The organism is Apibacter sp. HY039 (assembly GCF_004023655.1).
GTDB lineage: Bacteria > Bacteroidota > Bacteroidia > Flavobacteriales > Weeksellaceae > Apibacter > Apibacter raozihei.
In genome coordinates this window covers 41,914-64,343 of sequence record NZ_SAYM01000004.1, presented here as the reverse complement: position 1 = coordinate 64,343, position 22,430 = coordinate 41,914, and the positions used below count along the sequence as shown (strand labels likewise).

General features: G+C 34.1%; 18 protein-coding genes. 6 read left to right on the top strand and 12 right to left on the bottom strand.

Going from position 1 to position 22,430, the window contains the following annotated elements; all coding sequences use genetic code 11:
* Positions 1 to 73: 73 nt before the first annotated feature.
* The 5 genes from EQ921_RS09605 to EQ921_RS09585 all read left to right on the top strand — a co-directional run bounded on the left by EQ921_RS09605 (position 74) and on the right by EQ921_RS09585 (position 4,631).
* On the top strand, positions 74 to 481 hold the full coding sequence (locus tag EQ921_RS09605; protein ID WP_128331495.1) for a hypothetical protein: 408 nt from the start codon (positions 74 to 76) through the stop codon (positions 479 to 481).
* Positions 482 to 575: 94 nt separating this feature from the next.
* Complete coding sequence (locus EQ921_RS09600) at positions 576 to 995, top strand: hypothetical protein (RefSeq protein ID WP_128331494.1); 420 nt, start codon at positions 576 to 578, stop codon at positions 993 to 995.
* A 10-nt stretch (positions 996 to 1,005) separates the two neighbouring features.
* Positions 1,006 to 2,493: a hypothetical protein gene (locus tag EQ921_RS09595; protein WP_128331493.1), complete on the top strand. Its 1,488-nt coding sequence runs from the start codon at positions 1,006 to 1,008 to the stop codon at positions 2,491 to 2,493.
* Positions 2,494 to 2,776: 283 nt separating this feature from the next.
* Positions 2,777 to 3,607 carry a helix-turn-helix domain-containing protein gene (locus EQ921_RS09590; protein ID WP_128331492.1) on the top strand — a complete coding sequence of 277 codons (831 nt, stop codon included), beginning with the start codon at positions 2,777 to 2,779 and terminating at the stop codon, positions 3,605 to 3,607.
* A gap of 118 nt (positions 3,608 to 3,725) precedes the next feature.
* Positions 3,726 to 4,631, top strand: coding sequence for an alpha/beta hydrolase (locus EQ921_RS09585; RefSeq protein ID WP_128331491.1), 906 nt, complete (start codon positions 3,726 to 3,728; stop codon positions 4,629 to 4,631).
* Positions 4,632 to 4,754: 123 nt separating this feature from the next.
* Here EQ921_RS09585 and EQ921_RS09580 read toward each other — a convergent pair whose 3' ends face one another.
* The 8 genes from EQ921_RS09580 to EQ921_RS09545 form a co-directional block, all read right to left on the bottom strand.
* Positions 4,755 to 5,114, bottom strand: a complete 360-nt coding sequence (locus tag EQ921_RS09580) for an acyl-CoA thioesterase (RefSeq protein ID WP_128331490.1) — start codon at positions 5,112 to 5,114, stop codon at positions 4,755 to 4,757.
* Positions 5,115 to 5,265: 151 nt separating this feature from the next.
* On the bottom strand, positions 5,266 to 6,546 hold the full coding sequence (locus tag EQ921_RS09575; RefSeq protein ID WP_128331489.1) for a TolC family protein: 1,281 nt from the start codon (positions 6,544 to 6,546) through the stop codon (positions 5,266 to 5,268).
* Positions 6,547 to 6,558: 12 nt separating this feature from the next.
* Positions 6,559 to 9,651, bottom strand: a complete 3,093-nt coding sequence (locus tag EQ921_RS09570) for an efflux RND transporter permease subunit (RefSeq protein ID WP_128331488.1) — start codon at positions 9,649 to 9,651, stop codon at positions 6,559 to 6,561.
* Positions 9,652 to 9,667: 16 nt separating this feature from the next.
* Positions 9,668 to 10,789, bottom strand: coding sequence for an efflux RND transporter periplasmic adaptor subunit (locus EQ921_RS09565; protein WP_221410485.1), 1,122 nt, complete (start codon positions 10,787 to 10,789; stop codon positions 9,668 to 9,670).
* A gap of 120 nt (positions 10,790 to 10,909) precedes the next feature.
* Positions 10,910 to 12,277 carry a HAMP domain-containing sensor histidine kinase gene (locus EQ921_RS09560; RefSeq protein WP_128331487.1) on the bottom strand — a complete coding sequence of 456 codons (1,368 nt, stop codon included), beginning with the start codon at positions 12,275 to 12,277 and terminating at the stop codon, positions 10,910 to 10,912.
* The gene (locus EQ921_RS09555) at positions 12,274 to 12,951 is read right to left on the bottom strand and encodes a response regulator transcription factor (protein ID WP_128331486.1); all 678 of its coding nucleotides are present in this window, start codon (positions 12,949 to 12,951) and stop codon (positions 12,274 to 12,276) included. The genes EQ921_RS09560 and EQ921_RS09555 overlap by 4 nt, the downstream gene beginning before the upstream one ends.
* A 129-nt stretch (positions 12,952 to 13,080) precedes the next feature.
* Positions 13,081 to 15,765, bottom strand: coding sequence for a magnesium-translocating P-type ATPase (mgtA, locus tag EQ921_RS09550; RefSeq protein WP_255424470.1), 2,685 nt, complete (start codon positions 15,763 to 15,765; stop codon positions 13,081 to 13,083).
* 20 nt (positions 15,766 to 15,785) lie between these two features.
* On the bottom strand, positions 15,786 to 16,502 hold the full coding sequence (locus tag EQ921_RS09545; protein WP_128331485.1) for an MgtC/SapB family protein: 717 nt from the start codon (positions 16,500 to 16,502) through the stop codon (positions 15,786 to 15,788).
* A 387-nt stretch (positions 16,503 to 16,889) separates the two neighbouring features.
* Here EQ921_RS09545 and EQ921_RS09540 point away from each other — a divergent pair, with 387 nt between their 5' ends.
* Entirely contained in the window at positions 16,890 to 17,438 is a 549-nt protein-coding gene (locus EQ921_RS09540; protein WP_128331484.1) for a hypothetical protein, read from the top strand.
* A 120-nt stretch (positions 17,439 to 17,558) separates the two neighbouring features.
* Here EQ921_RS09540 and EQ921_RS09535 read toward each other — a convergent pair whose 3' ends face one another.
* The 4 genes from EQ921_RS09535 to EQ921_RS09520 form a co-directional block, all read right to left on the bottom strand.
* Positions 17,559 to 17,945: a DUF4440 domain-containing protein gene (locus EQ921_RS09535; RefSeq protein WP_128331483.1), complete on the bottom strand. Its 387-nt coding sequence runs from the start codon at positions 17,943 to 17,945 to the stop codon at positions 17,559 to 17,561.
* A gap of 98 nt (positions 17,946 to 18,043) precedes the next feature.
* A complete protein-coding gene (locus EQ921_RS09530) occupies positions 18,044 to 18,406 on the bottom strand; it encodes a YbaN family protein (RefSeq protein ID WP_128331482.1) in 363 nt (120 codons plus the stop codon).
* A gap of 56 nt (positions 18,407 to 18,462) precedes the next feature.
* A complete protein-coding gene (gene metH / locus EQ921_RS09525) occupies positions 18,463 to 21,126 on the bottom strand; it encodes a methionine synthase (RefSeq protein ID WP_128331481.1) in 2,664 nt (887 codons plus the stop codon).
* A 155-nt stretch (positions 21,127 to 21,281) separates the two neighbouring features.
* Positions 21,282 to 22,430 carry a PepSY domain-containing protein gene (locus EQ921_RS09520; RefSeq protein WP_164875620.1) on the bottom strand — a complete coding sequence of 383 codons (1,149 nt, stop codon included), beginning with the start codon at positions 22,428 to 22,430 and terminating at the stop codon, positions 21,282 to 21,284.

Here is a 22,430-nt window from a genome sequence, read left to right as displayed (position 1 = left end):
AAATGTAATTAAAAAAAAATTTCAATTCGTGAAAAAATATATTATTTTTGAAGTTGAAAATTATATATCAAATATGAAAAAAATATTTTTGTGTTCTTTATTAATTACTTTGAACAGTGTTAATGCTCAAATAGGAATAAATACAAAATTTCCTAAGTCTGCATTTCATATTGATGGTCTTGGTAATAACCCGGAAGATGGTTCAAATCCTTCTTCAGATGAGCAGTTAGATGATTTTATAATAAATAAAGAAGGGCAGGTGGGTATTGGTACTATAAATCCTTCTGCTTTATCTTCATTAGAAATAGCTGTTAAAAAACCACTTCGTTTACCAAGATTGACGACAATTCAACGTGATAGTTTGTCGGGATCTGCTCCTATGAAAAATGGGTTACTTATATATAATTCGACCACTAATTGTTTCAGTTATTGGATCAAATCCATATGGACAGAAATCTGTAACGATTTGGTCAAAAACTAAATTTTAAATACATAAAATATTTTGAATCAATAGATATGAAAAATTGGTTCTTATGTCTATTGTGTCTAAAAAGTATATACTAAAATAATCAATTATGAAAAAGCTAATTTTATTTATTTTAATTATAACAGCCAAAATTAATTGGGCTCAGGTTGGTGTTTTAACGCCTTTTCCCAAAGCGGTATTTCATGTAGACGGAGCCTCTGATAATCCAAAGGACAGTCCTGCTACTAGTATTGGATCGAGTGAGGAATTAAATGATTTTATAGTTAATGCTCAAGGACAGGTAGGTATAGGCATTATCAAACCTACTACATCAACCTCAATGGATATTGCAATTTCAAAAGGATTAAGAATACCTCAGTTGAATAGCGCTGCTAAGTCAACACTAACGACTCTTATAAACAGTACGGCTGCAAATATTGAAAAAGCGAAAGGATTACTAATATTCAATACTGAAAATAATTCTGTTGAATTTTTTAATGGTCAAGAATGGATTGCGCTTCCACTATAAATTTAAAATTATGAAAAGAAAAAATATACTGTTTTTTATTTTGATACTTATATTTCCTGCATCTTTTTTTTCACAGGTAGGAATGAATACTCCTAACCCTCGTCAATCATTTCATGTAGATGGAGGAGGAGATAATACTACTCCTACAGATGATGAAATCAAGAATGACTTTATTGTTACAAAAAATGGAAGTGTTGGTATAGGTACAATAACTCCTTCTGATTTTTCTGCATTAGAAATTTTTTCAGATAGTAGAGGATTACGTTTACCTCAACTAACAACAGATGAAAGAAATAAATTATTTACAACATCTCCTTTTCCTGTAGGTTTGATGCTATATAACTTAGATACAAATTGTGTAAATATAAGTCAATCAACGAAATGGTTGCAAATTTGTTGTACTCCAATGATTGGGAAATTATCAATATCTCCGGCAGACGGAACAGAATTAAAAGCAGGGACAAATCAAAAGTTTACTGTTAGCGGAGTAACCGGTGCAACTAGTTACGATTGGTATTTTAATAATACAACTACTACTCCAACAGTTATAACATTTCCACCCGATACAACTACTACATATTCTATCCCGGCTAATATTACTTCTTTAGCTGTAAAAGTTATAGCTAAAGGATGTGGTACTGATACATTAAAGGCCAATTATACGGTTGTGCCTGATTGTAAATCCGTTAGTGGAGATCTGTCAATTAGTACTAATCCGGCATATTCCGGAAGTTTCAAAGTTGGAGATTTAGTTACATTTACTGTAGTTGAAAAAAATGTTCAAAATAAGATTGGTGATTATCAATGGACTATAACAGACAATAATGGTACTTCACAATCTAAAACGGGTAGTTCAATTACGTACACTATACCATCAGGAATCACTTCCATTACAGTACAGGTAAAAGCTGGAGGGTGTGATGAAATAACCATCAGTAAAGAAGAAGTATATAATGTAACTGCAATTAATACAAAAGATGGTACTTTTATAAACATGACAGAAGAGGGTGATAATAGTTATGAAACTCTTTGGTTGAAAGGAGCTACAGGTTCAAGGTTTGAATGGACTATGTATCTTACTCCAGATGGAGGAGCAACAATCGATGAAAATAATACATTGTATAAGGAAACAACTACAAATACAGTTGTATTTGACAATTATCCTGCTACTTCTCCTACTATCCAATACGCTAAAGTAGTAGTTAAGGTGTATGATTCGAAAGGTATACAAACCCATGAAAGAACTTATACTAATCTTCCTTGTAAAATGAGTGGTTCAAGTAGTAGCTCGATATGGATAAGGTTGCCATCTTCGGCAAATTGTAATGGATATAGAATTTGTACATACGATAGCAAAGGTAAATTATTTACAAGATATACTTATCGTTGTAATAATGGTGATTGGAGACTGAAAAAACAAATTTATTTTAGCCCATTAGATTATAATGGAGGTTGTACTGCACGAACATCAGCAGATACATGTGATACTGATTTGTAATTCAATAAATTATAATAAAAACCCCAAGCATTTTATTAGTAAATGCTTGGGGTTTTTATTAACTTCTCAAATTATAAGCTAGAAAAATAGTTGTTTCAAACTTAACGTAATAATTTAATAGGATAAAATTTAAAGTCTTTTTCAAATAATTATTTAGCTAATAAATAGGATGAATTAACATTCAAATTTAATGGGTAAACTTTTTAGAAAATAATATCTGGGCTTTTCAGCAAAAATAAAATAATATTTATTATTTATTTTTGTTTTATAAATCAGGTATAGAATGGATATATCACAAGCAACAACCATATTTAACTATAATGATATTATTTTTAGTTTTATCATTGATAATGAATCAGTTTGTACTCATCGAGCTGATTCACATATGTTAGTGTATGTTTATTCAGGAAAAATGGTAATCAATGATAACGGAGATAGTACTAAGATTACTTCGGGCGAATGTATATTTATAAAACGAGATCATCGGGTGGTAATAACCAAGGGGTCGGATAATGGTGAAAATTATCAGGGTATAACAATGAAATTTTCACGAAATTTATTACGAGAATGTTTTAAGAAATTAAATTGCAGTACAGAAATCTCAGTTCCGTTTACAGATTCTATTGTTAAAATATGTACATGTGAAGATATAGACAGCATTTTTTATTCCATAATTCCCTATTTCAATACTAAAAAGAAACCAAAAGAAGACTTAATGGAGCTTAAATTGTACCAGGGATTAATTTCTCTTTTACATATTGATAAAAGATTCTACTCAACAGTATTTGATTTTACTGAACCATGGAAAATTGATATTTTGGATTTTCTTTCTGAGAATTTTATGTATGATTTAACGGTGGAGGAAATAGCATTGTATACAGGAAGAAGTCTTTCCTCGTTTAAAAGAGATTTTGCAAAAATTAGTAATCTATCTCCTCAAAAATGGATCATTAAAAAAAGATTGGATTTAGCCTATGAAAAAATAAAATTAAATGGAGAAAAAATTGGAGATGTCTGCTTCAGGGTAGGGTTTAAAAATAGATCTCATTTTACCACAGCATTCAAAAAACAATTCGGATGTACACCAGATTCTATCAGTAAAATGTCTGAATAATCTAAATAAACTTTTAAGAAAAGCTTTTTTGGACTAATAAGAAAAATACATTCAGGCTTTAAGCATATATATTTGTTGATATAAAAATATATATACATAGAATCTAAATTTAATAAAAATGAAAAAAAGTGTTAATTTTTTTAATCGTAACATCCCAATTGCTGCTGATCTTTATCTTCCCGAAAATTTTAATGAGAACAGAAAATACGCAGTTATTATAACCTGTCATCCTGCTAGTGGTTGCAAAGAGCAAACAGCAGGTGTTTATGCGGAAAAGTTATCGAAAAAAGGGTTTGTGACTTTAGCTATAGATGCAAGTTACCAAGGGGCTAGTGGGGGAGAGCCTCGTTTTATAGAAGAGCCTTCAATACGAGTTGAAGATATTCGTTGTGCTGTAGATTATCTGGTAACATTACCTTATGTTGATGAAAATAGAATTGGTGTATTAGGGTTTTGTGCCGGAGGAGGCTATGCTGCAAATGCGGCAATGACCGAGCGACGTATTAAAGCGGTAGGAACAGTAGTTGCTGTCAATATTGGTAGATTGCAGAGGGACGAAGGTCAACAGTCGATACTTTCTACGTTGGAAACAGTTAGCAAGCAGCGCACCGCAGAAGCCAGAGGGGAAGAACCCATGATAGTTTCGTGGTTACCCGAAAACTATAAAGATTCTCAGAATATAGATTTGAGAGAAGGTTATGATTACTATCGTACATCAAGAGGGCAGCATTCAAATTCTCCAAATAAACTATATTTTACAAGCTTAAGCTCAGTTATAGCATTTGATGCTTTTCATCTTGCCGATATACTTTTAACTCAACCACTACTAATTATTACTTGTAGTACAAAAGGAGCTTTTGGGGCCAATAAAGATGGACACGAACTTTATCAAAAAGCCGCATCCGCAGAAAAAGAGTTAATTGTCATGGAAGAAGCCTCCCATATTGATTTGTATGATAAATGTGAATATGTAGATAAAGCTGTAGATAAATTTACTGATTTTTACCAAAAATTCTTAGTATAATTAAATCAGTAAAATCCGGATAAATTACATTATCCGGATTTACTTATATTTGGATAATAAATATTTTCTCAAAGAAAATTATTCCTTCGTATTTTCATTAACTAAAATGAAGTAATATTATAATTAAAATATCAGTCCATGAGGAATTGGATTTCCTCCATCATCTAAACAAACCATGATAATTTTGTCAATTGTGAGCATTTTTTTCTGAGTGGAATAATTAAATACTTCAGCTTTAAATGTAATTGAAGATTTTCCCATATTAATCATTTCAACACCAATTTCAATTACCTCACCAGAGCGTGCAGGACTAAGGAAATTAATATTAGAGATGTTTCTTGCTGCAAACTTATTATTTTTTAGATGCACAACAGTTGCTATTCCAATTTGTTCATTAACCCACTCCAATAATCTTCCGGCAAATAAAGTGTTATGTGGATTTAAATCTTCCGGTCTTACCCATCGTTTAGCCTGGTATAACATAATTATAACTTTTAAGATTAGTAATTTAGTAAAATATATCTAAAAATTTTTGATAATTTTTTTAAGATAAAGAAATAAGAAAACCGGAGTATATCCGGTTTTTATATTCATGAAAAAAAGTTTTCATGATTGAGATGTAGTTAGTTTACAATTAAAAATTAATATCCCATATTCCTACGGTTCTTTCCAGCTCAACTAAAGCAGAGCTATAATTAAATAAAGTCTGATAATAGTTTTGCTGTACATCATTATAAGTTCTTTGTGCATCCAATACCTCAAGCAAAGAGGTATTCCCTCTCTGATAGGAATATATTTTTCCCTCTAAAATTGCTTTTGATTCAGATAATAATCCATTAGAAAACTGTTGCATTTGTTTTTTTGTATTTACAAAATTATAATAGGCCTGAGTGACTTCGGTCTGAATGAGTAATTCTATTTGTTTGTATTCTGTCTCAGCTTTTTTAATTGTGTATTGAGCTACCTGAACTTCGCCTTTTCTATTATTTAAAAAGCGTAGAGGAATGGTTAACCCAGCAGAAAACCCGGTGTGATAAGGAGAAGGAGCTTCTTCGTTGGTTGCTTTTCCATTGAACTGCATGCCTGCACTAATTCCCAGATCCATCATTCGGTTTGCTTTTGCTAATTTTAACATTTTTTGGGATACATTTTTACCTTGTAGAGCGGCCCGTAAATCAGCTCGGTTATTTTGTGCTGTGATAATTAAGTCAGACAAAATAAAATCACGATTAAAATCTGAAAAATTACTATAGGCAGAAAACAGCGTATCTGTATGTTGCATTCCCATCAGCAAATTAAGAGCAACCAAAGAATTTTTCCAATCGGACTCTGCCTGGTAGACCTCATTAAGCATAGCCTGTGCTTCCAGTTTACTTTGTTTAAAATCTATAAGAGCAATATCTCCCAGTTTATAACGAATACTGTCGGAAGAAGATAAGGTCTGTAAGGTTTTGTACGAATTTAGCTGTACATCCAAAAGATTTTTATTCTGAATACTTTCAAGAAATTGTAAGGTTGCCTCAGCATGTAAATTTCGAAGAAAATCCTGAAGCAGATATCGAGTCAACTCCACTTCACTTTTAGCTAAATCAATCCGGGCTTTGCGTTTTCCTCCCAGTTCCAAGGTCCATCCCAGACCGGTTTCCAGACCATTACCCATTTGCTTTCTGTTGCTTGTACCTTCCACACTCCATTCAACATCAGGAATAATTTTAGCATTTTCTATTTCAGCTTCAGCCAGATTAATATTATACTTTTCAGCGGCATATTCCAGATTATTTTCTTTAACCCGTTCAATAAAATTTATATAATTAATCGGTTGCTTGAAGAAGGTCGTATCTACCTGGGCTTTCATTGATGGCGTAGTGATCAACAGCCATAGAACTATTTTAAATATATGTTTTACTAATTTCATAAATTTCAATTTTTAACTGTCTGCTGGTTTATCTTTTTCTCCCCATCTTGATTCAATCATATAATACAGAGCAGGTAAAGCAAACAATGTTATAATCGTTGAGAATAATAATCCGTAAACTATTACAGTGGCTAAAGGTCTTTGTACATCCGAGCCTATGCCGGTGGCTAGGGAGGCTGGAAGCAATCCTAAAATTGCTACTGTAGCAGTCATTAATACCGGCCGGAAACGATCTCTGGCCCCAATGATAACGGCATCCAGGAGAGAATAGCCCTGTTTTCTTAAAAAATTAATATGAGAAATCATAATGACTCCGTTTTGGATGGCAACTCCGGATAAAGCTATAAAGCCTACAGCAGAGGAAACATTCAAGGTCATATCCCTCACGTTTAACGCCAGCATTCCTCCAAATAAAGCTAAGGGTACAATACTCATCAATAATCCGGCTTGTCTGAACTTGCCAAACGCTGTATAAAGAATAATAAACATAATAGCAAGGGCTAAAGGTATGATGACCGCCAGGCGAGCATAAGCTCTATTTTGATTTTCAAATTGCCCTCCCCATTTGATGTGGTATTTTTCGTGATTGTATTTTACATCTTTCTCTATTTTATTCTGTGCATCTACTAAAAATTGTCCTAAATCCCTATCTCTCAAGTTAAGTTTAACTGTTAAATGTCTTTTGTTCATCTCTCTGGTAATAGTGCTTTCTCCGGTACTTAGCTTAATATCACATACTTGCGATAGCGGTATTTTAGCACCGGTTTCGGAGGTAAGCATAAGGTTAGATATTTTATCCGGAGTATTTCTGCTATTTTCATCGTAACGACATATAATATCATATACTTTATTTCCGATAAAAATCTGTGAAATAGCTTTTCCTCCAATTGCTACCTCAATAAGTTCTGCCACATCTGCTACGTTGAGTCCGTATTGAGCAATTTTGTCCCGGTTTGCATGAATTTGAAGCTGAGGCAGAGGAGGTTCCTGATCTATGGCTAAATCCACAGCTCCTTTTACCGTTTTCAGCGTTTTCAATACGTCATCAGCAATTCTTCGGGTTTCGTTAAAGTCATCACCGTAAATTTTCACCACCAGTTCGCTGTGTGCTCCGGATATTTTATCCATAACACCATCAATCATAGGTTGTGAAAAACCAACGTTAAATCCGGGTAAGCTTTCGTATTCTTTTTCCAATTCAGCAATCAGGTCGTATTTGGTTTTTCCCCGTTTCCACTCTTTATAAGGTTTTAATCCTACGGATACTTCAAAGTGTGAGGCCGTCCACGGATCGGTTCCGTCATCATTTCTTCCGGCCTGTACCATAACATAAGTAATTTCATCATATTTCATGGTTCTCGCACGCAAGGTATCACTGAGTTCTTTAGATTTTTCAACTGATATTCCCGGAGGTAATTGAACTTGAAGCCATATGGAGCCTTCATCTAGCGGAGGAAGAAAATCTTTTCCTACATAAAAAGTCAGTACGAAAGTAAACCCGAGAATAACTCCTAAAGGAAGAAATATTTTTTTAGGAGACCGCATAATATTTTTTATGCTTCTGTAATATTTATCCGTCAGTTTTTCCAACCATTTGTTGTGGTAAAGCTTCTGGGGTTTTTTATATATGAAATAAGCTAGTCCGGGTATTAATAATAAAGCGACCATGAGCGCTCCGAAAAGTGCATATCCAACGGTGAATGCCATGGGAGTAAACAGTTTTTTTTCAACTCTTTCAAAAGCAAATAACGGAAGGTATGCAGTTATGATAATTATAGTTGAGAATAATATAGGTTTTGCTACTTCTGTAGCTCTCTGCGCAACCGTTTTCTCTTTGAGTTCCCTGTCTGGTTCTTCTTCTCTTTTCCTTAATATGGTTTCCATCATTACAATGGCGCCGTCTACAATAATTCCAAAGTCAATAGCTCCCAGTGAAAGTAAATTGGCTGGAATATTAGTAAAATGCATAAGAATAAAGGCAATAAGCAGGGAAAGGGGGATAGTGATTGCAACGAGTAAAGCCCCCCTCCAGCTGCCTAGGAAAACAATTAAAACTACAACTACAAGTGACATACCTTCTAATAAGGTATGCGATACGGTATTTAAAGTGGTATTTACTAATTCTGTTCTGTCTAAAAATGTGTGTATTTTTACTCCTTCCGGTAGAATTTGTGTATTTAGATCATCAACCGCTTCGTGTATTCCTTCCAGTACTACGGAAGGGTTTTGTCCTTTCAATAGAAGTACAATTCCTTCAATACTTTCAGAATGATTTCGTTTTTTGTCTGTATATCCTAAAACTCCTTTTCGTTCAATATTTCCATATTTAAGTTTACCTATATCATTCAACAATATGGGAACTCCTTTTTCTGTTTTTACTACAATTTTACCTAAATCTTCAAGGTCCTTAACCAGCCCGATACCTCGTATTACATAGCCTAAATCACCACGTGGTAAAACACTTCCTCCGGCATTTACATTATTATTTTCAATGGTTTCAATAACTTCTCCCAAAGAAAGCTGGTATTGATCCAGTTTTTTAGGTTCCAGTTCAATTTGAAACTGGGTGGTAATTCCTCCGAAGTTGGTAACATCAGCTACTCCGGCCACTTGTTTTATCCGGGGGATAATGACGAAATTTTGTAAATCGGTAAGCTCACGTAAATCGTGTGTTTTACTTTCAATAATATATCGGTAAATTTCGCCAATCGGAGAGGTGAGAGGGTCAAGTTCTGGAGTTGCTTCATAAGGTAATTCCACATCGTTAAGACGTTCCTGTATCCTCATCCTAGCCCAATAATCGTCGATTCCGTCTTCGAAAACAATGGTAATCATGGAAAGTCCGAAAGTGCTTTTGCTTCGCATGACATGCATACCGGGAAGTCCGTTTAAGGCACGCTCAATAGGAATGGTTATTTGTTGTTCTATTTCTTCAGCTGCCAGCCCCGGAACCTGGGTTACTACCTGTGAGGTTACATCTGCAATATCCGGATAGGCTTCAATGGAAAGATGCTTCCAAGAATAATACCCGAAAATGGCAAGCAGAATGAACAGGGTTACTATTACCCAACGTTTATGTATGGTAGTTTGTATAAGTTTATTCATGTTATTTCTTTTTGTGTTATTGAACTTCCAGTAAATAAATTCCTCCTTCGGTCACAATTTTTTCACCTGCTTTTACTCCACTTTTTATTTCTGTTTTATCTTTAGAGATATCTTTGGTTTCCACTTTTCTTCTGACAAACTTATTTTTATCAACTTGTACTAAAACAAACTGTTCGTCATTCATCTGGTAAATAGCTTGGGTAGGAACTGTAACTGCTTGTTCCGGCTCGTTTAAGAAATGAACATTCACGTACATGCCCGGTTTTAGTGTTTTATCGGAATTAATACATTCAATAAGTACTTCCACACTTCGGGTTTCTTCATCTACCATTTCATTGACATGATAAATTTTCCCCGTTATTACTTTATCGGGAAAGGCTTCAAGTTTGATGTTAACTTCGTTTAATTTATTGATAAAGCCTAAATCTTTTTCTTTGATTTGTCCGGCAATCCATACTTTATTCAATTCAGCAATGGTAGCAATAGGCTCTGCATCTTCTTTCACATATTGTCCAATTACGATGCTGCTAGTGATAATTTCCCCTTTGATGGGTGAAGTGACTACCAGGGGCTGGCCTAATCTGAGATTGTTAGGGTTGATGTTAAATATTTTTAGTGCTGCAGTTGCATTTTCAAGTGCAGATCTTTTAGTTTCAAAATCTGTTCTGGCTTCTTCTACTTCCCTTTGTATTCCTACTCCGTGCTGTAATAAATCTCGTTGTCTTTTAAGATTTAAGTTGGATAAAGAGTATTCCTGCCGAGCATCAAAATATTCTTTTTGGGCATTAAAATATTCCGGGGAGCTGATGGAAAAAAGAGGAGAACCTATTTCTACCTTTTGTCCCAGTCTAACAAATGATTTTATAATTCTACCTGCAAAAGGAGGAGCTATTTCCGCATAACCGGTGGGTATAGCTCTTACAACTCCTACGGTAGACAAATCAGGGCTTAACCATTCACTTTTAACTGTTTCCAGTTTTAATTTCTTACTTATATTGGAATCTTCAGATAAGGTAATGGTATTGCCAGTTATCGTATAACTTTGCTCTTCTTCTTTGGATGTCTGTTTATGACATGAACCCATGATAAATATTCCTAATACAAGTAAGGACAGGTCGCGGATTTTTGTATGTTTCATTTTCTCCGTTTTTTTAGTTAGTAAACCTCTTTTTTCGGCTACAAAACTAGGAGAACTGTTTGTGGATGATTATTAGAAACCTTTTAAAAAAAAATTAGAATTTTATTAGAGCATTGATTTTTACAGATGAGGAAGCTGTAAAGTGAAGGTAGTTCCTTTGTGTAAATTGTTGCTTATGGTAACAGTACCGGAATGTAAAAGGATAATTTTTTTTGTTAATGACAGACCTATTCCGTTTCCATAGGTAAACTCTTTATTTTTTCCCCTGTAAAAGGGAGTGAAAATATGAGGAATGTCTTCTTGAGAAATGCCAATACCCCGATCTGCAAATTCGATTTGGATGGTGTTACAGAAAAATGAAATGGAAACCTGGCAAAGGTGGTCTTCAGAAAATTTACAACCGTTTTCCAGTAAATTTACAAAAGCTACTTTAAGCAGATATTCATTGCCGTTAACCAGAATCTGATTATCATGCAGAAAATCATTTCCAAAAAGCAGATTGGTTTTATATCCGGGATTTGCCTGTTGTACCTGCTGACATGCATCCAGCAGAATTTCGTCTATTCGTACCGGTTTATAAGCTATTTCTGAAGGATCATAGCTTGCTTTGGCAAAATCCAGAAGGCTATTGGATAGTTTGGTTATTTTTTTTGCATCTGATAATGAATTTTGAAGTATAATTTTATACTCTTCAGATGTTTTATTCTTATTTACGGAAAGTTCCAGCTCTGCTATCATGGCAGCTAAAGGTGTTCGTAATTCGTGGGAAATATTAGAAACAAAATGTTTTTGTGCTTCAAACGATTTTTCCAGCCGGGTAAGCATTTGATTAAAGGTAATCGTTAAATCGGAGAGTTCGTCTTTGCTAGGATTGGCTTCCAGTCTCAGATTCAGATGACTTGCGGATATTTCATTCATTCTGTCAGTGATTTCTTTAACCGGCTCAAAGGCTTTTTTAGAAAAGTAATATCCGGCAATAAAAATAAAAATGATGGAGATAATGAAAATGATACAGGTATTTTTTAGTAAAGTGCTTAATTCGTTATACCCAAATTGATCATAAGCCGCAGCGGTTATTACATAGTTTTTATTTTCAAATTTATAGAGTAATCCAATGACCTGCCAGTCTCCCTGATAAAATTTAATTTCTCCTTTTTTGTAAATATCATTAATCATGGCAGGAGTCTCTTTAACAAAATCTATATCTACAGCATCGTGATATAGAAGATGGAAAGAACTATTGTAAATTGCTACTTCTACTTCATTAATTGTTTTGGTATTGTTATGATAGATTTGTTGAAGCGTTTGGGAGGGTACTTTGGCATCGAAAAAAAGATTAGCCTTAGTAATTGCTTCTTTTTTTAATAAAGAATAAAATTCCGTGTTTCGGTTTTGTTTCGCAGAATAATAGATTACTGATGCAAATAGCAAAAGAATGGATGCGGTAACAAGAGAAAACAGGAGAGTTAATTTGGTTCGTATTTTCATACTTCCGATTTTAGTATGAAACCCATTCCTGACTTTGTATGTATTAGTTTATTGTCAAATCCTTTGTCTACTTTTTTTCGCAGATAATTAATATAGACATCAATAAAATTTGTTCCGGTATCAAAATGGGTATCCCAAACCTTTTCAGCAATTTCCGTTCTTGAGATAACTCTTCCCTGATTTTGCAGTAAAAATTCCAAAAGTTTGAATTCTTTGGGGGTAAGGCTCAATTCCTGGTTATTTCTCTTAACAATTTTGGTTTTTAAGTTCATTTCCAGATCAGAAAATTTCAAAATAAATCCTGATTTGTTTTTAGAACTTCTTTTCAGCAGAACTTTGATTCTAGCTGCCAATTCTCTCATTTCAAATGGTTTAACCAGATAATCATCAGCTCCGGCATCAAATCCTTCAATTTTATCATCAGTGGTTCCTAATGCGGTAAGCATTAAAATAGGAAGTTCCGGTTTAATTATTCTCACTTCTTTACAAAGATCCAGCCCGTTTATTTCCGGTAATATGATATCTGTAATTAATAAGTCATACTCATGCATTACTACGAGCTTTTTACCGGATAAGCCGTCAAAAGCTGTCGTAATAGTAAAACCTTCTTCTTCCAAACCCCTTTTTATAAGCTCGGAAACCCTTAAATCGTCTTCAACCAGAAGAATATTCATGGGTACAAATGTACATTTTCTTTTTGAGAATTTTATGGCTGGAACATCTGGATACCAAAAAATCCACGGTTAAGACAAAAAGGGAAAAAAACAGTATCAAAATCAACCATTTTTTAGAGGAGTTGTTTTTTAAAGCCATTGGTTAAATTTTTTGATAAACAGGTTTTTAACGAACTGAGTTAACAGGCAATAACCGGTAAGTATTCCTATCAACAACGGGAAGTAACTTAGAGGTAAAGGCTCCATATATATGGCCTTGGCAAAAGGAGTGAATGGAATAGCGATGCCTATAAGCATAATCAAAGAAGTTAATGCAACTACCGGTGCGGTTGCCCAACTTTGAATAAAAGGTATTTTTCGTGTACGTATCATATGTACGATAAGGGTTTGGGATAAAAGGCCTTCTACAAACCAGCCGGTCTGAAAAAGGTTTTGATGTTCAAGTGAATTTGCTTTGAATACAAAATACATTACGGCAAAAGTTATATAGTCAAAGATTGAACTAATGGGACCAATGTACATCATAAAGCGACTGATTCCTTTTGCATCCCATTTTTGAGGTTTTTCCATAAACTCTTTGTCCATTTTATCCCAGGGAATGGAAGTCTGAGATATATCATAAAGCAAGTTTTGGATAAGTAGCTGTATAGGGCGCATAGGTAAAAAGGGTAGAAAAATACTAGCTCCGATCATGCTGAACATATTTCCAAAATTACTGCTGGTGGTCATTTTAATGTATTTGATAATATTCCCAAATGTTCTTCGTCCATAAATAACTCCTTTTTGAAGAACCATTAAATCTTTTTCAAGAAGTATGATATCTGCACTTTCTTTAGCAATATCCACAGCAGTATCTACCGATATGCCTACATCGGCATTTCGTAACGCCGGAGCATCATTTATGCCATCGCCCATAAAGCCTACCGTATGGTTTTGCTTCTGAAGGAGTGTAACGATTCTTGATTTTTGTATGGGATTAAGTTTGGCAAAAATACTAATGTCATTAATTTTATCTGAAAGTTCGGAATCGCTTAAATGTTCGATATCTGTTCCTAATAAAATTTCCTGAAAGGGAATCCCTACATCCCGGCATATTTTTTTGGTAACAATGTCGTTATCGCCTGTCAAGACTTTAACTTTGATTCCCAGTTTTTGAAGGTTTTCCAGCGCAGGTTTTGCAGAAGGTTTTGCAGGATCCAGAAATCCGATAAATCCTGTAAGAATAAGATTAGATTCTTCCTCAACAGTGTAATCTGTATCATGATTTTCATATTCCTTGATTGCTACAAGTAAAACTCTTAGTCCGTCTTCATTCAATTTTTTAGAGGTTTGCAAAACGGTTTCCCTCATTTTAGGATCTATAGGAACGATGGAATCAGTTTCTGTATGAATTTTAGAGTTTTCTCCCGGGTAAAATGCATGGGAACATAGATTCAGCATTTCTTCAACGGCTCCCTTACAAATAAGAAGATGTTTTTTATTTTTTTGTTCCAGAATTACACTCATTCTTCTTCGTTGAAAATCAAACGGAATTTCATCAATTTTTATATAATCTTCTTCCACTTTCAGATATTCGTGAATTTCCACGTGTTCTAATACAGCAATGTCTAAAAGATTTTTTAATCCTGTTTGGTGATAACTGTTTAAATATGCCCATTTTAATACTTCATCATCTTCGTGTCCTAATACGTTCAGATGTCTTTCCAAAACAATTTTATCTATTGTCAGTGTACCTGTTTTATCTGTACACAGGATATCCATAGCTCCAATATTTTGTATGGCATTTAATTTTTTTACGATAACTTTTTGTTTACTCATGTTTTTTGCCCCTTTGGCGAGATTGGCAGTTACAATCATCGGGAGCATTTCCGGAGTTAATCCTACAGCAATAGCAACGGCAAAAAGCAAAGCTTCCAGCCAGTTTTCTTTGGTTAATCCGTTAATAAGAAAAACTAAAGGAACCATTACGAGCATATACCGGATCAATAACCAGCTTACTTTATTCACTCCTTTGTCAAAACTGGTTTCTGTCCGTTTTCCGCTTATAGCCTTACCAATTGAACCTAAATACGTATGGTTACCGGTTGTGACTACGATAGCCGTAGCTGTTCCGCTAACCACGTTGGTTCCCATAAAGCATAAGTTTTCAAGTTCAAGAGGTGACTTTTTATCAGCGTCGGGTATGGTATATTCTCTTTTTTCCAAAGGATGAGATTCTCCCGTAAGTATAGCCTGGCTAACAAAAAGGTCTTTGGATTTAATAATACGTACATCAGCAGGAATCATATCTCCCGCACTTAGATAAATAATATCTCCGGGAACAATATCTCTTATGTTTACTTCTGTTTTTCCTTTGTTTCTCCTGAATACGGTAGCAGTGGTTTTTACCATGTTTTTCAGGTTTTCAGCTGCACGGTTACTGCTGTATTCCTGCCAAAATCTCAATAAGGAACTTAATATGATCATAGAGCCCACAACAAGAATGGTTTTGTAATCGCGTTCGTCCGGAGGAACAATACATACATCCATGATTGCAGATATAATCACCAGTACAAACAGAACTGCAATAAAGGGGTTAAAAAAAGCCATCATAAATTGTTTATACCAGGAGGGGGCTTTTTCATGCTCTATTTCGTTGTATCCGAATTTTTTTATTTTTTCTTCTACGGTAGATGTACTTAAACCCTTTTCACTACTTTCTAACATAGCATAAAATAAATTGCTGTCATTTTTTGCTACCATCTGAAGTTTCGTGGTGGAGTTTTTTTCAAAGTTTGAAATTCCTTTGGGAGTAGTATGGTTCATGGGGTTCATTTTATAGTGGGTTAGATTTTTTATAATTCAGATTGCTGACCGATAAATTCCCAGCTTACTTTTATCACTTCCTGTTCTATGGTAAGGCGGCTTACCATTTGTTCCATCAGGTAGTCCTGAATGCCATTAGCTGTAATTTCTGCGGTAATAAGTGTGTTTTCTCCGTCTGCATCATCTTTACTGGAGAGAGAGCGGAGTAATAATTTTTCGTTATTTCCTAATTGTTGAATAAGTAATACGCGGATATGGTTTTCAATGTTATTTTTACAATGAATGGTTATTTGATATTCTGTGGTAGCGGTATGATCTTTGGGAGTGAATGAAATTTTATTCATTTTATTTCCCAACGGACGCAAAGAGATGTGGATAATAATAACAGTGAGCGCAGTTAATGATGCCTGAGTATATAATCCGATACCTGCTAAAGATCCTACCGCAGCAGAGCACCAAATTGTGGCGGCTGTGTTTAATCCCCGAACGCTCAGTCCGTCTTTCATAATTACTCCCGCACCTAAAAAGCCGATTCCGCTTACAATTTGTGCGGCTACCCGGCTGGGATCTCCATGGCTGCCACTTACGGACATGGATATGAGTATAAATGCAGCAGACCCTACTGCAACTAATGTATTGGTACGCAGGCCTGCACTTTTTTGTTTCCACTGCCTTTCAATTCCAATGGCCATACCTAATACGAAAGCCAGTGCCAAACGCATGGCAAATTCAGATATTTGTAACATAGCGATTATTTTTAAAAGGTGAATATGAATTTTGTATTGTAAAAATGGATATGTTTTTTCTGGATTTTAACCGATTTAAAATCCAGAAAAAATTATAGACAGTGTTTTTTAACAGCTTATTATAATAAAGATATAAAAATAGTAACCTCATGACCTGTACATTTATGTTCACTCAAGAACATTCTGGTCATTGTGTTCTTAGAGTGAAGTATTATTCAATTCAATTGCTTTAATTTTTTTGGGATACTCTTCCATGTTCCTTTTTTTGTAGTGCAAAAGTAAGGGATAATAATCCGGGAGCTTATTAGAAAAGATTTAAAAAATTATTAGAAAATTATTAGAAAGTGGATAATATTTTTTATTTAAATTCGCTAAAAAATTTTACAAATGAAGATTAAAATCTTTTTGATATTGTTTATTTTGATTAATTTTTCTTTTCTTAAAGCTCAAAAAATTAAAATTGCTTGCTCTCCTTCATCTGCTTGTTATGTTCTTAAAGGTCATTTATCTGTACATATGAAAAATGGAGAAGTCTGTGAAGGTGAATATAAAATAAAAGGGGATAAAGTTTTTAACAAAAAGACTAAAAGTGTAGAAAAACTTACTTATCAAGATATTGATTATATTATGCAGGAAGAAAAGAGATATGAGTATATTCGTACTGATGATAATAGAATGCTTTTATTAAAATTATATGATAATTTAAAGAATGATAAAATAGCTTTTTATGAAGGTAAAGAAAGGATAAGTTTTTCTGATCAAAGGTTTGTAACCTATTTTATGGTAAGAGAAGATTTATCAGGAGCTGTTGAATTTAGGTTTTTTGATCCAATAGTAAAAAAATATTTTTCAGATTGTTTAGGAGTGGTTGATCAAAAATATTACTCTATTAGTTTTATTTATAGCATGTACACAAATAATTGTTCAAAGTTGTAGCAATTAAAAAAACAACTCATTAAAAATTTTATTGGCACAGAAAGAATGAAGGGCTTTGATAATAAAAAAAATATTTCAAGAATTAGTTATTTGTATTTAATATTTGCAAAGTAAGAAGTTTTAATTTGCGCCGAAAGGATTATCAACGATATACAGCCAGGTTCCGTCTTTCTGTCTCCTTATCAATTCAACGCTTGATCCCGTAATGGTTATATCTTCAGATTTTTCATTCTTCGTTTCAATTTTCCAATCGGCTCTTAGCATAGCTATATCTTCTGTTTCAATGCAATATTTATTAACAGAAGTCATTTTACCTCCCAATTTTAAAAGGTTTAAATGTTCTTCATTCATTTTTTCAAATCCTGAAATGATGTCACCATTATATTTCACAATTTTTGCTTCTTTTTCAAATAATGCATTTATCCGGTTTAAATCTCCTGAATTATAGGCATCAGCAAAGCATTGATTCATTTGATCAGGGCTGTTAGGAATATTTATATGAGTCATAATTAATTTTTAGGTCTATTTATTGTAATTAGTCAGAGAGATAAAATACAATTACTAAAATATGTATTTAAATTATTATTAATCAATTAAAGTATTTTTTATTTCTTCTTTGTTTTTACATAAAATCCGAAATATGAAATATGACCTAGTATCACGAGGCTTAATGAGCATCTCATTAATAAATTATTAAACAAAATAATAAAAGTTAGAGAAACAGAAGTTACAGTTGTGAGAAGTATCAGCTTTTGTTTCAAAGTCATGGTTTTATCCTGAACGTAATCTTCCAGATACTTTTTGTAGATAGCTGAAGAGGTAAACCATGTATGAAATTTTTTAGAACCTCTTGCATAGCAGTAGGTAGTTAAAAGTAAAAAAGGAGTGGTAGGAAGTATCGGAAGAAATGCTCCAATAATGCCCAAAACTAATGAAACCGAACCTAAAGTAAGCCAAAAAAATTTCATGAATTTCAAAGGTACAATTTTGATTTTTAATATGTTCTTTTAAACTCAAATAAATATCAGGCTAAATTAGGCTGTAGCCAATATTTGGCATCCTCCAATTTTATTTCTTTTCGCTTAGCATAATCTTCAACCTGTTCAAGGGTAATTTTACCCAGTCCGAAATATTTGGATTTTGGATTGGCAAAGTAGTAACCAGATACTGATGAGGCTGGATACATGGCCAGACTTTCAGTGAGTTGTACACCTATGGCTGTATTCACATCCAGTAATTCCCAAATAGCAATTTTTTCAAGATGATCCGGGCAGGCAGGATAGCCTGGAGCAGGACGAATCCCTTGATATTTTTCTTTAATGAGCGATTCATTGTCCAGAGTTTCGTCATAAGCATACCCCCATATTTCTCTACGAATTTTTGCATGCATGTACTCAGCCAAAGCTTCAGCCAGACGATCGGCAATTGCTTTTATCATAATGGCAGAATAGTCGTCGTTATCAGCCTCATAATGTTTGGCTAATTGTTCTGCACCGAAAATAGAAACGGCAAAACATCCTATATAATCATGAGTGTTTTCTCCATTTTTAGGAAGTATAAAATCAGATAACGCAAGATTAGGAATTCCTTCTGATTTTTTGTTTTGTTGGCGTAAAGTGCGGAATGTGTTTATCTTATGATTATTTTTATCGTAAATTTCTATATCGTCCTGTTCATTGGAATTGGCATGAAAAACACCTATTACTGCTTTAGGTTGCAAGAGATTTTCACTGACTACTTTTTCAAGCATTTCTAAGGCATCTTTATATAAACTGCTGGCTTCTTCACCCACAATTTTGTCAGTCAATATGTTAGGGAATTTTCCAGCTAATTCCCAAGCTCTAAAAAAAGGTTGCCAGTCAATATATTCTTTTAGCTCGTCCAGAGGTATAGAATCAAAAACCTGTACTCCGATTTGCTTAGGTGTATAGGGAGAAAATTCAGACCAGTCTAATTGAAATTTATTATTTCGTGCCTGTTGAAGAGTTAAGTATTCTTTTTCAACGCTTCGGTTTAAATATCCTTCTCTTAGATGAATATATTCTTCGTGTATTTTCTTTTTAAATTCTTCACTTTGGGAGGATAAAAGGGAAGAGGCTACTGTAACTGATTTGGAAGCGTCTAAAACGTGAATAGTTGTATGACTGTATTTAGGTGCAATTTTTAAGGCTGTATGAATTTTTGAAGTCGTAGCTCCCCCAATCATGACCGGATAGGATAGTTGCCGTTTTTCAAGCTCTTCAACTACACTGATCATTTCATCAAGAGAAGGAGTAATAAGACCGCTGAGTCCAATCAGATCTACATTTTCTTTAATAGCGGTATCAATGATTTTTTCTTTGGGAACCATAACCCCGAGATCGATAATTTCGTAGTTATTGCAAGCAAGAACAACACCCACAATATTTTTACCAATGTCGTGTACGTCGCCTTTTACTGTAGCCATCAAAATTCTTCCATTCGATTGGGTTTCCCCGTTTTTTTCCTCTTCTATAAACGGTTGTAGATATGCAACTGCCTTTTTCATTACCCTTGCAGTTTTGACTACCTGAGGTAAAAACATTTTACCTGCTCCAAAAAGTTCTCCTACGGTGTTCATTCCATCCATCAGAGGGCCTTCAATTACATCCAGCGGTTTACTGGCCAATTGACGAGCTTCTTCCACATCTTGTTCAATATGATCAGCATTTCCTTTAATTAAGGCATATTCCAGTCGTTTTTCTATAGGATAAGTTCTCCATTCCTCTATTTTCTGTTCTTTTGCTTCTTTGTCCTGTGTAATGGTTTCGGCATATTCTATTAGGTTTTCAGTAGCCTCTTCACTACGGTCAAAAAGAACATCCTCAATTTTTTTAAGCAGTTCAGGTTCTATTTCTTCATATATTTCCAGCTGAGTTGGGTTTACGATACCCATGTCCATTCCATGTTTTATAGCATGGTAAAGAAAGGCAGCATTAATGGCTTCCCTAACTTTATTGTTACCTCTGAAAGAGAATGAAACATTACTGACACCTCCTGAAACAAAGCATCCGGGAAGATTTTCCTTAACCCATTGGGTACCTTCGAAAAAATCAAGAGCATTTCTACGGTGTTCCTGCATACCGGTACCTACAGGAAAAATGTTAAGGTCAAATATAATATCGGAAGGGTTAACTCCTAATTTATTTACTAGTATATCATACGAGCGTTTAGATATAACTTTCCTTTTTTCAAGATTATCAGCCTGCCCTTCTTCATCAAAAGCCATTACAATCATTGCAGCTCCGTATCTTTTTATGATTTTAGCTTTTTGTATAAATTCTTCTTCTCCTTCTTTAAGACTGATGGAGTTTACGATTCCTTTTCCCTGAAGGTTTTTTAGTCCAGCTTCAATGACCTCCCAGTTGGAAGAATCAACCACAAGTGGAACCCTTGCAATATCCGGTTCAGAAGCAATAAGCCGTAAAAAGGTAGTCATGGCTTTTACTCCGTCAATCAAACCTTCATCCATGCATATGTCAATGATTTGAGCACCTCCTTCTACCTGATCTCTGGCTACTGAAAGAGCTTCGTCGTATTTTTCATTTTTAATTAGATTTAAAAACTTACGGGAACCGGTCACGTTGGTTCTTTCACCTATATTGATAAAGTTACTGTCAGGAAAAACAGAGAAAACTTCTAATCCGGATAATTTTAATGTATTCTGCATGGTTTGTAAAACTTTACAAAGGTACAATTTTGATGATTATTATAGTTGTTTTCTGTTTGTTAAAATGAAATCTATTTTGCCTAAAATGAATAGAATATGTGTCCAACCTTTTTTTGTTGGTTTTTTGAATTAGTTTTGGGTATTTGTATATACATTCAGGGCATGCGAAATCCTTTCTTCCACCATATTATGCATCCTGTGACAGGTAAGCTGGCCAGAATCAGGCTTATCAAAAAGACGATAATTTTTCCCGTAATGCCCGCAATAGAACCAATATGAATATCATAATTCATACGATATAATTTTTGTGCGTAAGAAGATTTTTCATAAGAGATGGAGTAGAGGCTGTTCATGTTTTGTATTTCTTGAATTTCGGACGAATTATAAAATTTAAATTCTCTTCGATAGTAATTTTTAGTATCGGGGTTATAGCCTATTCTAAAGTTGTGATCGTTGTCTGAAGGATAGTCAAAAATGAACATACCTTTTTTGTTTATAGGATATATTGATAATACTTTTTCCCATAATATAGAATCTGCGTGAAGGGTAGGGGGGGATTCATCCGGAGGAGGTTTGTAATGTATTATAATTTTCTGACCTCCGGATATAATTCCATAATACAAATGCGAAAACCATTGAAAACTCCAGTTTAGTCCTGTAACAGCAATTATAAGAGCAAATATACAGGTATAAAAGCCTAATACATTATGCAGGTCATAGTTTAACCGGAAAAAACGGGCATTCCATTTTACTTTAAATGCTGAATTCAGATGTTTTTTTTTCCATTTTTTTGGCCACCATAGTATGAGTCCTGAAAGGGTTGTAATAACAAAAAGAAAGGTTGCCCAGCCTACTATTAGATGCCCTGTCTTGTAAGGTAGCCAAAGGCTTCGGTGACCGGAAAGCACCCAAGGAAAAAAGCCTTTTTTGATATGTTTTTTGTCTATGTAGTTACCTGTGTATGGATTAAGGTACATGGCGGAATATCCTTTCTCATAATGGCTGTAAGCAATTGATGCTGCTTTGTTTTTTTCGTATGAAACCCCATATATTTTGTTAGCACTGTCTGCCTGTGTTAAAAATATATATTTTTCCGCTCTTTTTTTTAATACAAAAGGCTTCAACAAAGGTTTGTTTTGAGTTTTTATAATCAAGTGAGAATTTAAAATGCTTGTTATTTCATCTTTGAAAGAATATAAGCATCCTGTAATAGCGACTATGAAAACTATGATTCCGCATATAAGTCCTACCCATAGATGGAGCCAATGAAATAAGAATTTTAAATTATATTTTTTCTTTTTCAC

What these genes read in the sequence shown, in the direction of transcription:
- mgtA (WP_255424470.1), bottom strand. Translation starts at nt 15,765, where the DNA reads ATGAACCCCATGAACCATACTACTCCCAAAGGAATTTCAAACTTTGAA.
- EQ921_RS09570 (WP_128331488.1), bottom strand. Translation starts at nt 9,651, where the DNA reads ATGAATAAACTTATACAAACTACCATACATAAACGTTGGGTAATAGTA.
- EQ921_RS09530 (WP_128331482.1), bottom strand. Translation starts at nt 18,406, where the DNA reads ATGAAATTTTTTTGGCTTACTTTAGGTTCGGTTTCATTAGTTTTGGGC.
- EQ921_RS09555 (WP_128331486.1), bottom strand. Translation starts at nt 12,951, where the DNA reads ATGAATATTCTTCTGGTTGAAGACGATTTAAGGGTTTCCGAGCTTATA.
- metH (WP_128331481.1), bottom strand. Translation starts at nt 21,126, where the DNA reads ATGCAGAATACATTAAAATTATCCGGATTAGAAGTTTTCTCTGTTTTT.
- EQ921_RS09560 (WP_128331487.1), bottom strand. Translation starts at nt 12,277, where the DNA reads ATGAAAATACGAACCAAATTAACTCTCCTGTTTTCTCTTGTTACCGCA.
- EQ921_RS09540 (WP_128331484.1), top strand. Translation starts at nt 16,890, where the DNA reads ATGAAGATTAAAATCTTTTTGATATTGTTTATTTTGATTAATTTTTCT.
- EQ921_RS09580 (WP_128331490.1), bottom strand. Translation starts at nt 5,114, where the DNA reads ATGTTATACCAGGCTAAACGATGGGTAAGACCGGAAGATTTAAATCCA.
- EQ921_RS09590 (WP_128331492.1), top strand. Translation starts at nt 2,777, where the DNA reads ATGGATATATCACAAGCAACAACCATATTTAACTATAATGATATTATT.
- EQ921_RS09595 (WP_128331493.1), top strand. Translation starts at nt 1,006, where the DNA reads ATGAAAAGAAAAAATATACTGTTTTTTATTTTGATACTTATATTTCCT.
- EQ921_RS09600 (WP_128331494.1), top strand. Translation starts at nt 576, where the DNA reads ATGAAAAAGCTAATTTTATTTATTTTAATTATAACAGCCAAAATTAAT.
- EQ921_RS09605 (WP_128331495.1), top strand. Translation starts at nt 74, where the DNA reads ATGAAAAAAATATTTTTGTGTTCTTTATTAATTACTTTGAACAGTGTT.
- EQ921_RS09545 (WP_128331485.1), bottom strand. Translation starts at nt 16,502, where the DNA reads ATGTTACAAATATCTGAATTTGCCATGCGTTTGGCACTGGCTTTCGTA.
- EQ921_RS09585 (WP_128331491.1), top strand. Translation starts at nt 3,726, where the DNA reads ATGAAAAAAAGTGTTAATTTTTTTAATCGTAACATCCCAATTGCTGCT.
- EQ921_RS09535 (WP_128331483.1), bottom strand. Translation starts at nt 17,945, where the DNA reads ATGACTCATATAAATATTCCTAACAGCCCTGATCAAATGAATCAATGC.
- EQ921_RS09575 (WP_128331489.1), bottom strand. Translation starts at nt 6,546, where the DNA reads ATGAAATTAGTAAAACATATATTTAAAATAGTTCTATGGCTGTTGATC.
- EQ921_RS09565 (WP_221410485.1), bottom strand. Translation starts at nt 10,789, where the DNA reads ATGAAACATACAAAAATCCGCGACCTGTCCTTACTTGTATTAGGAATA.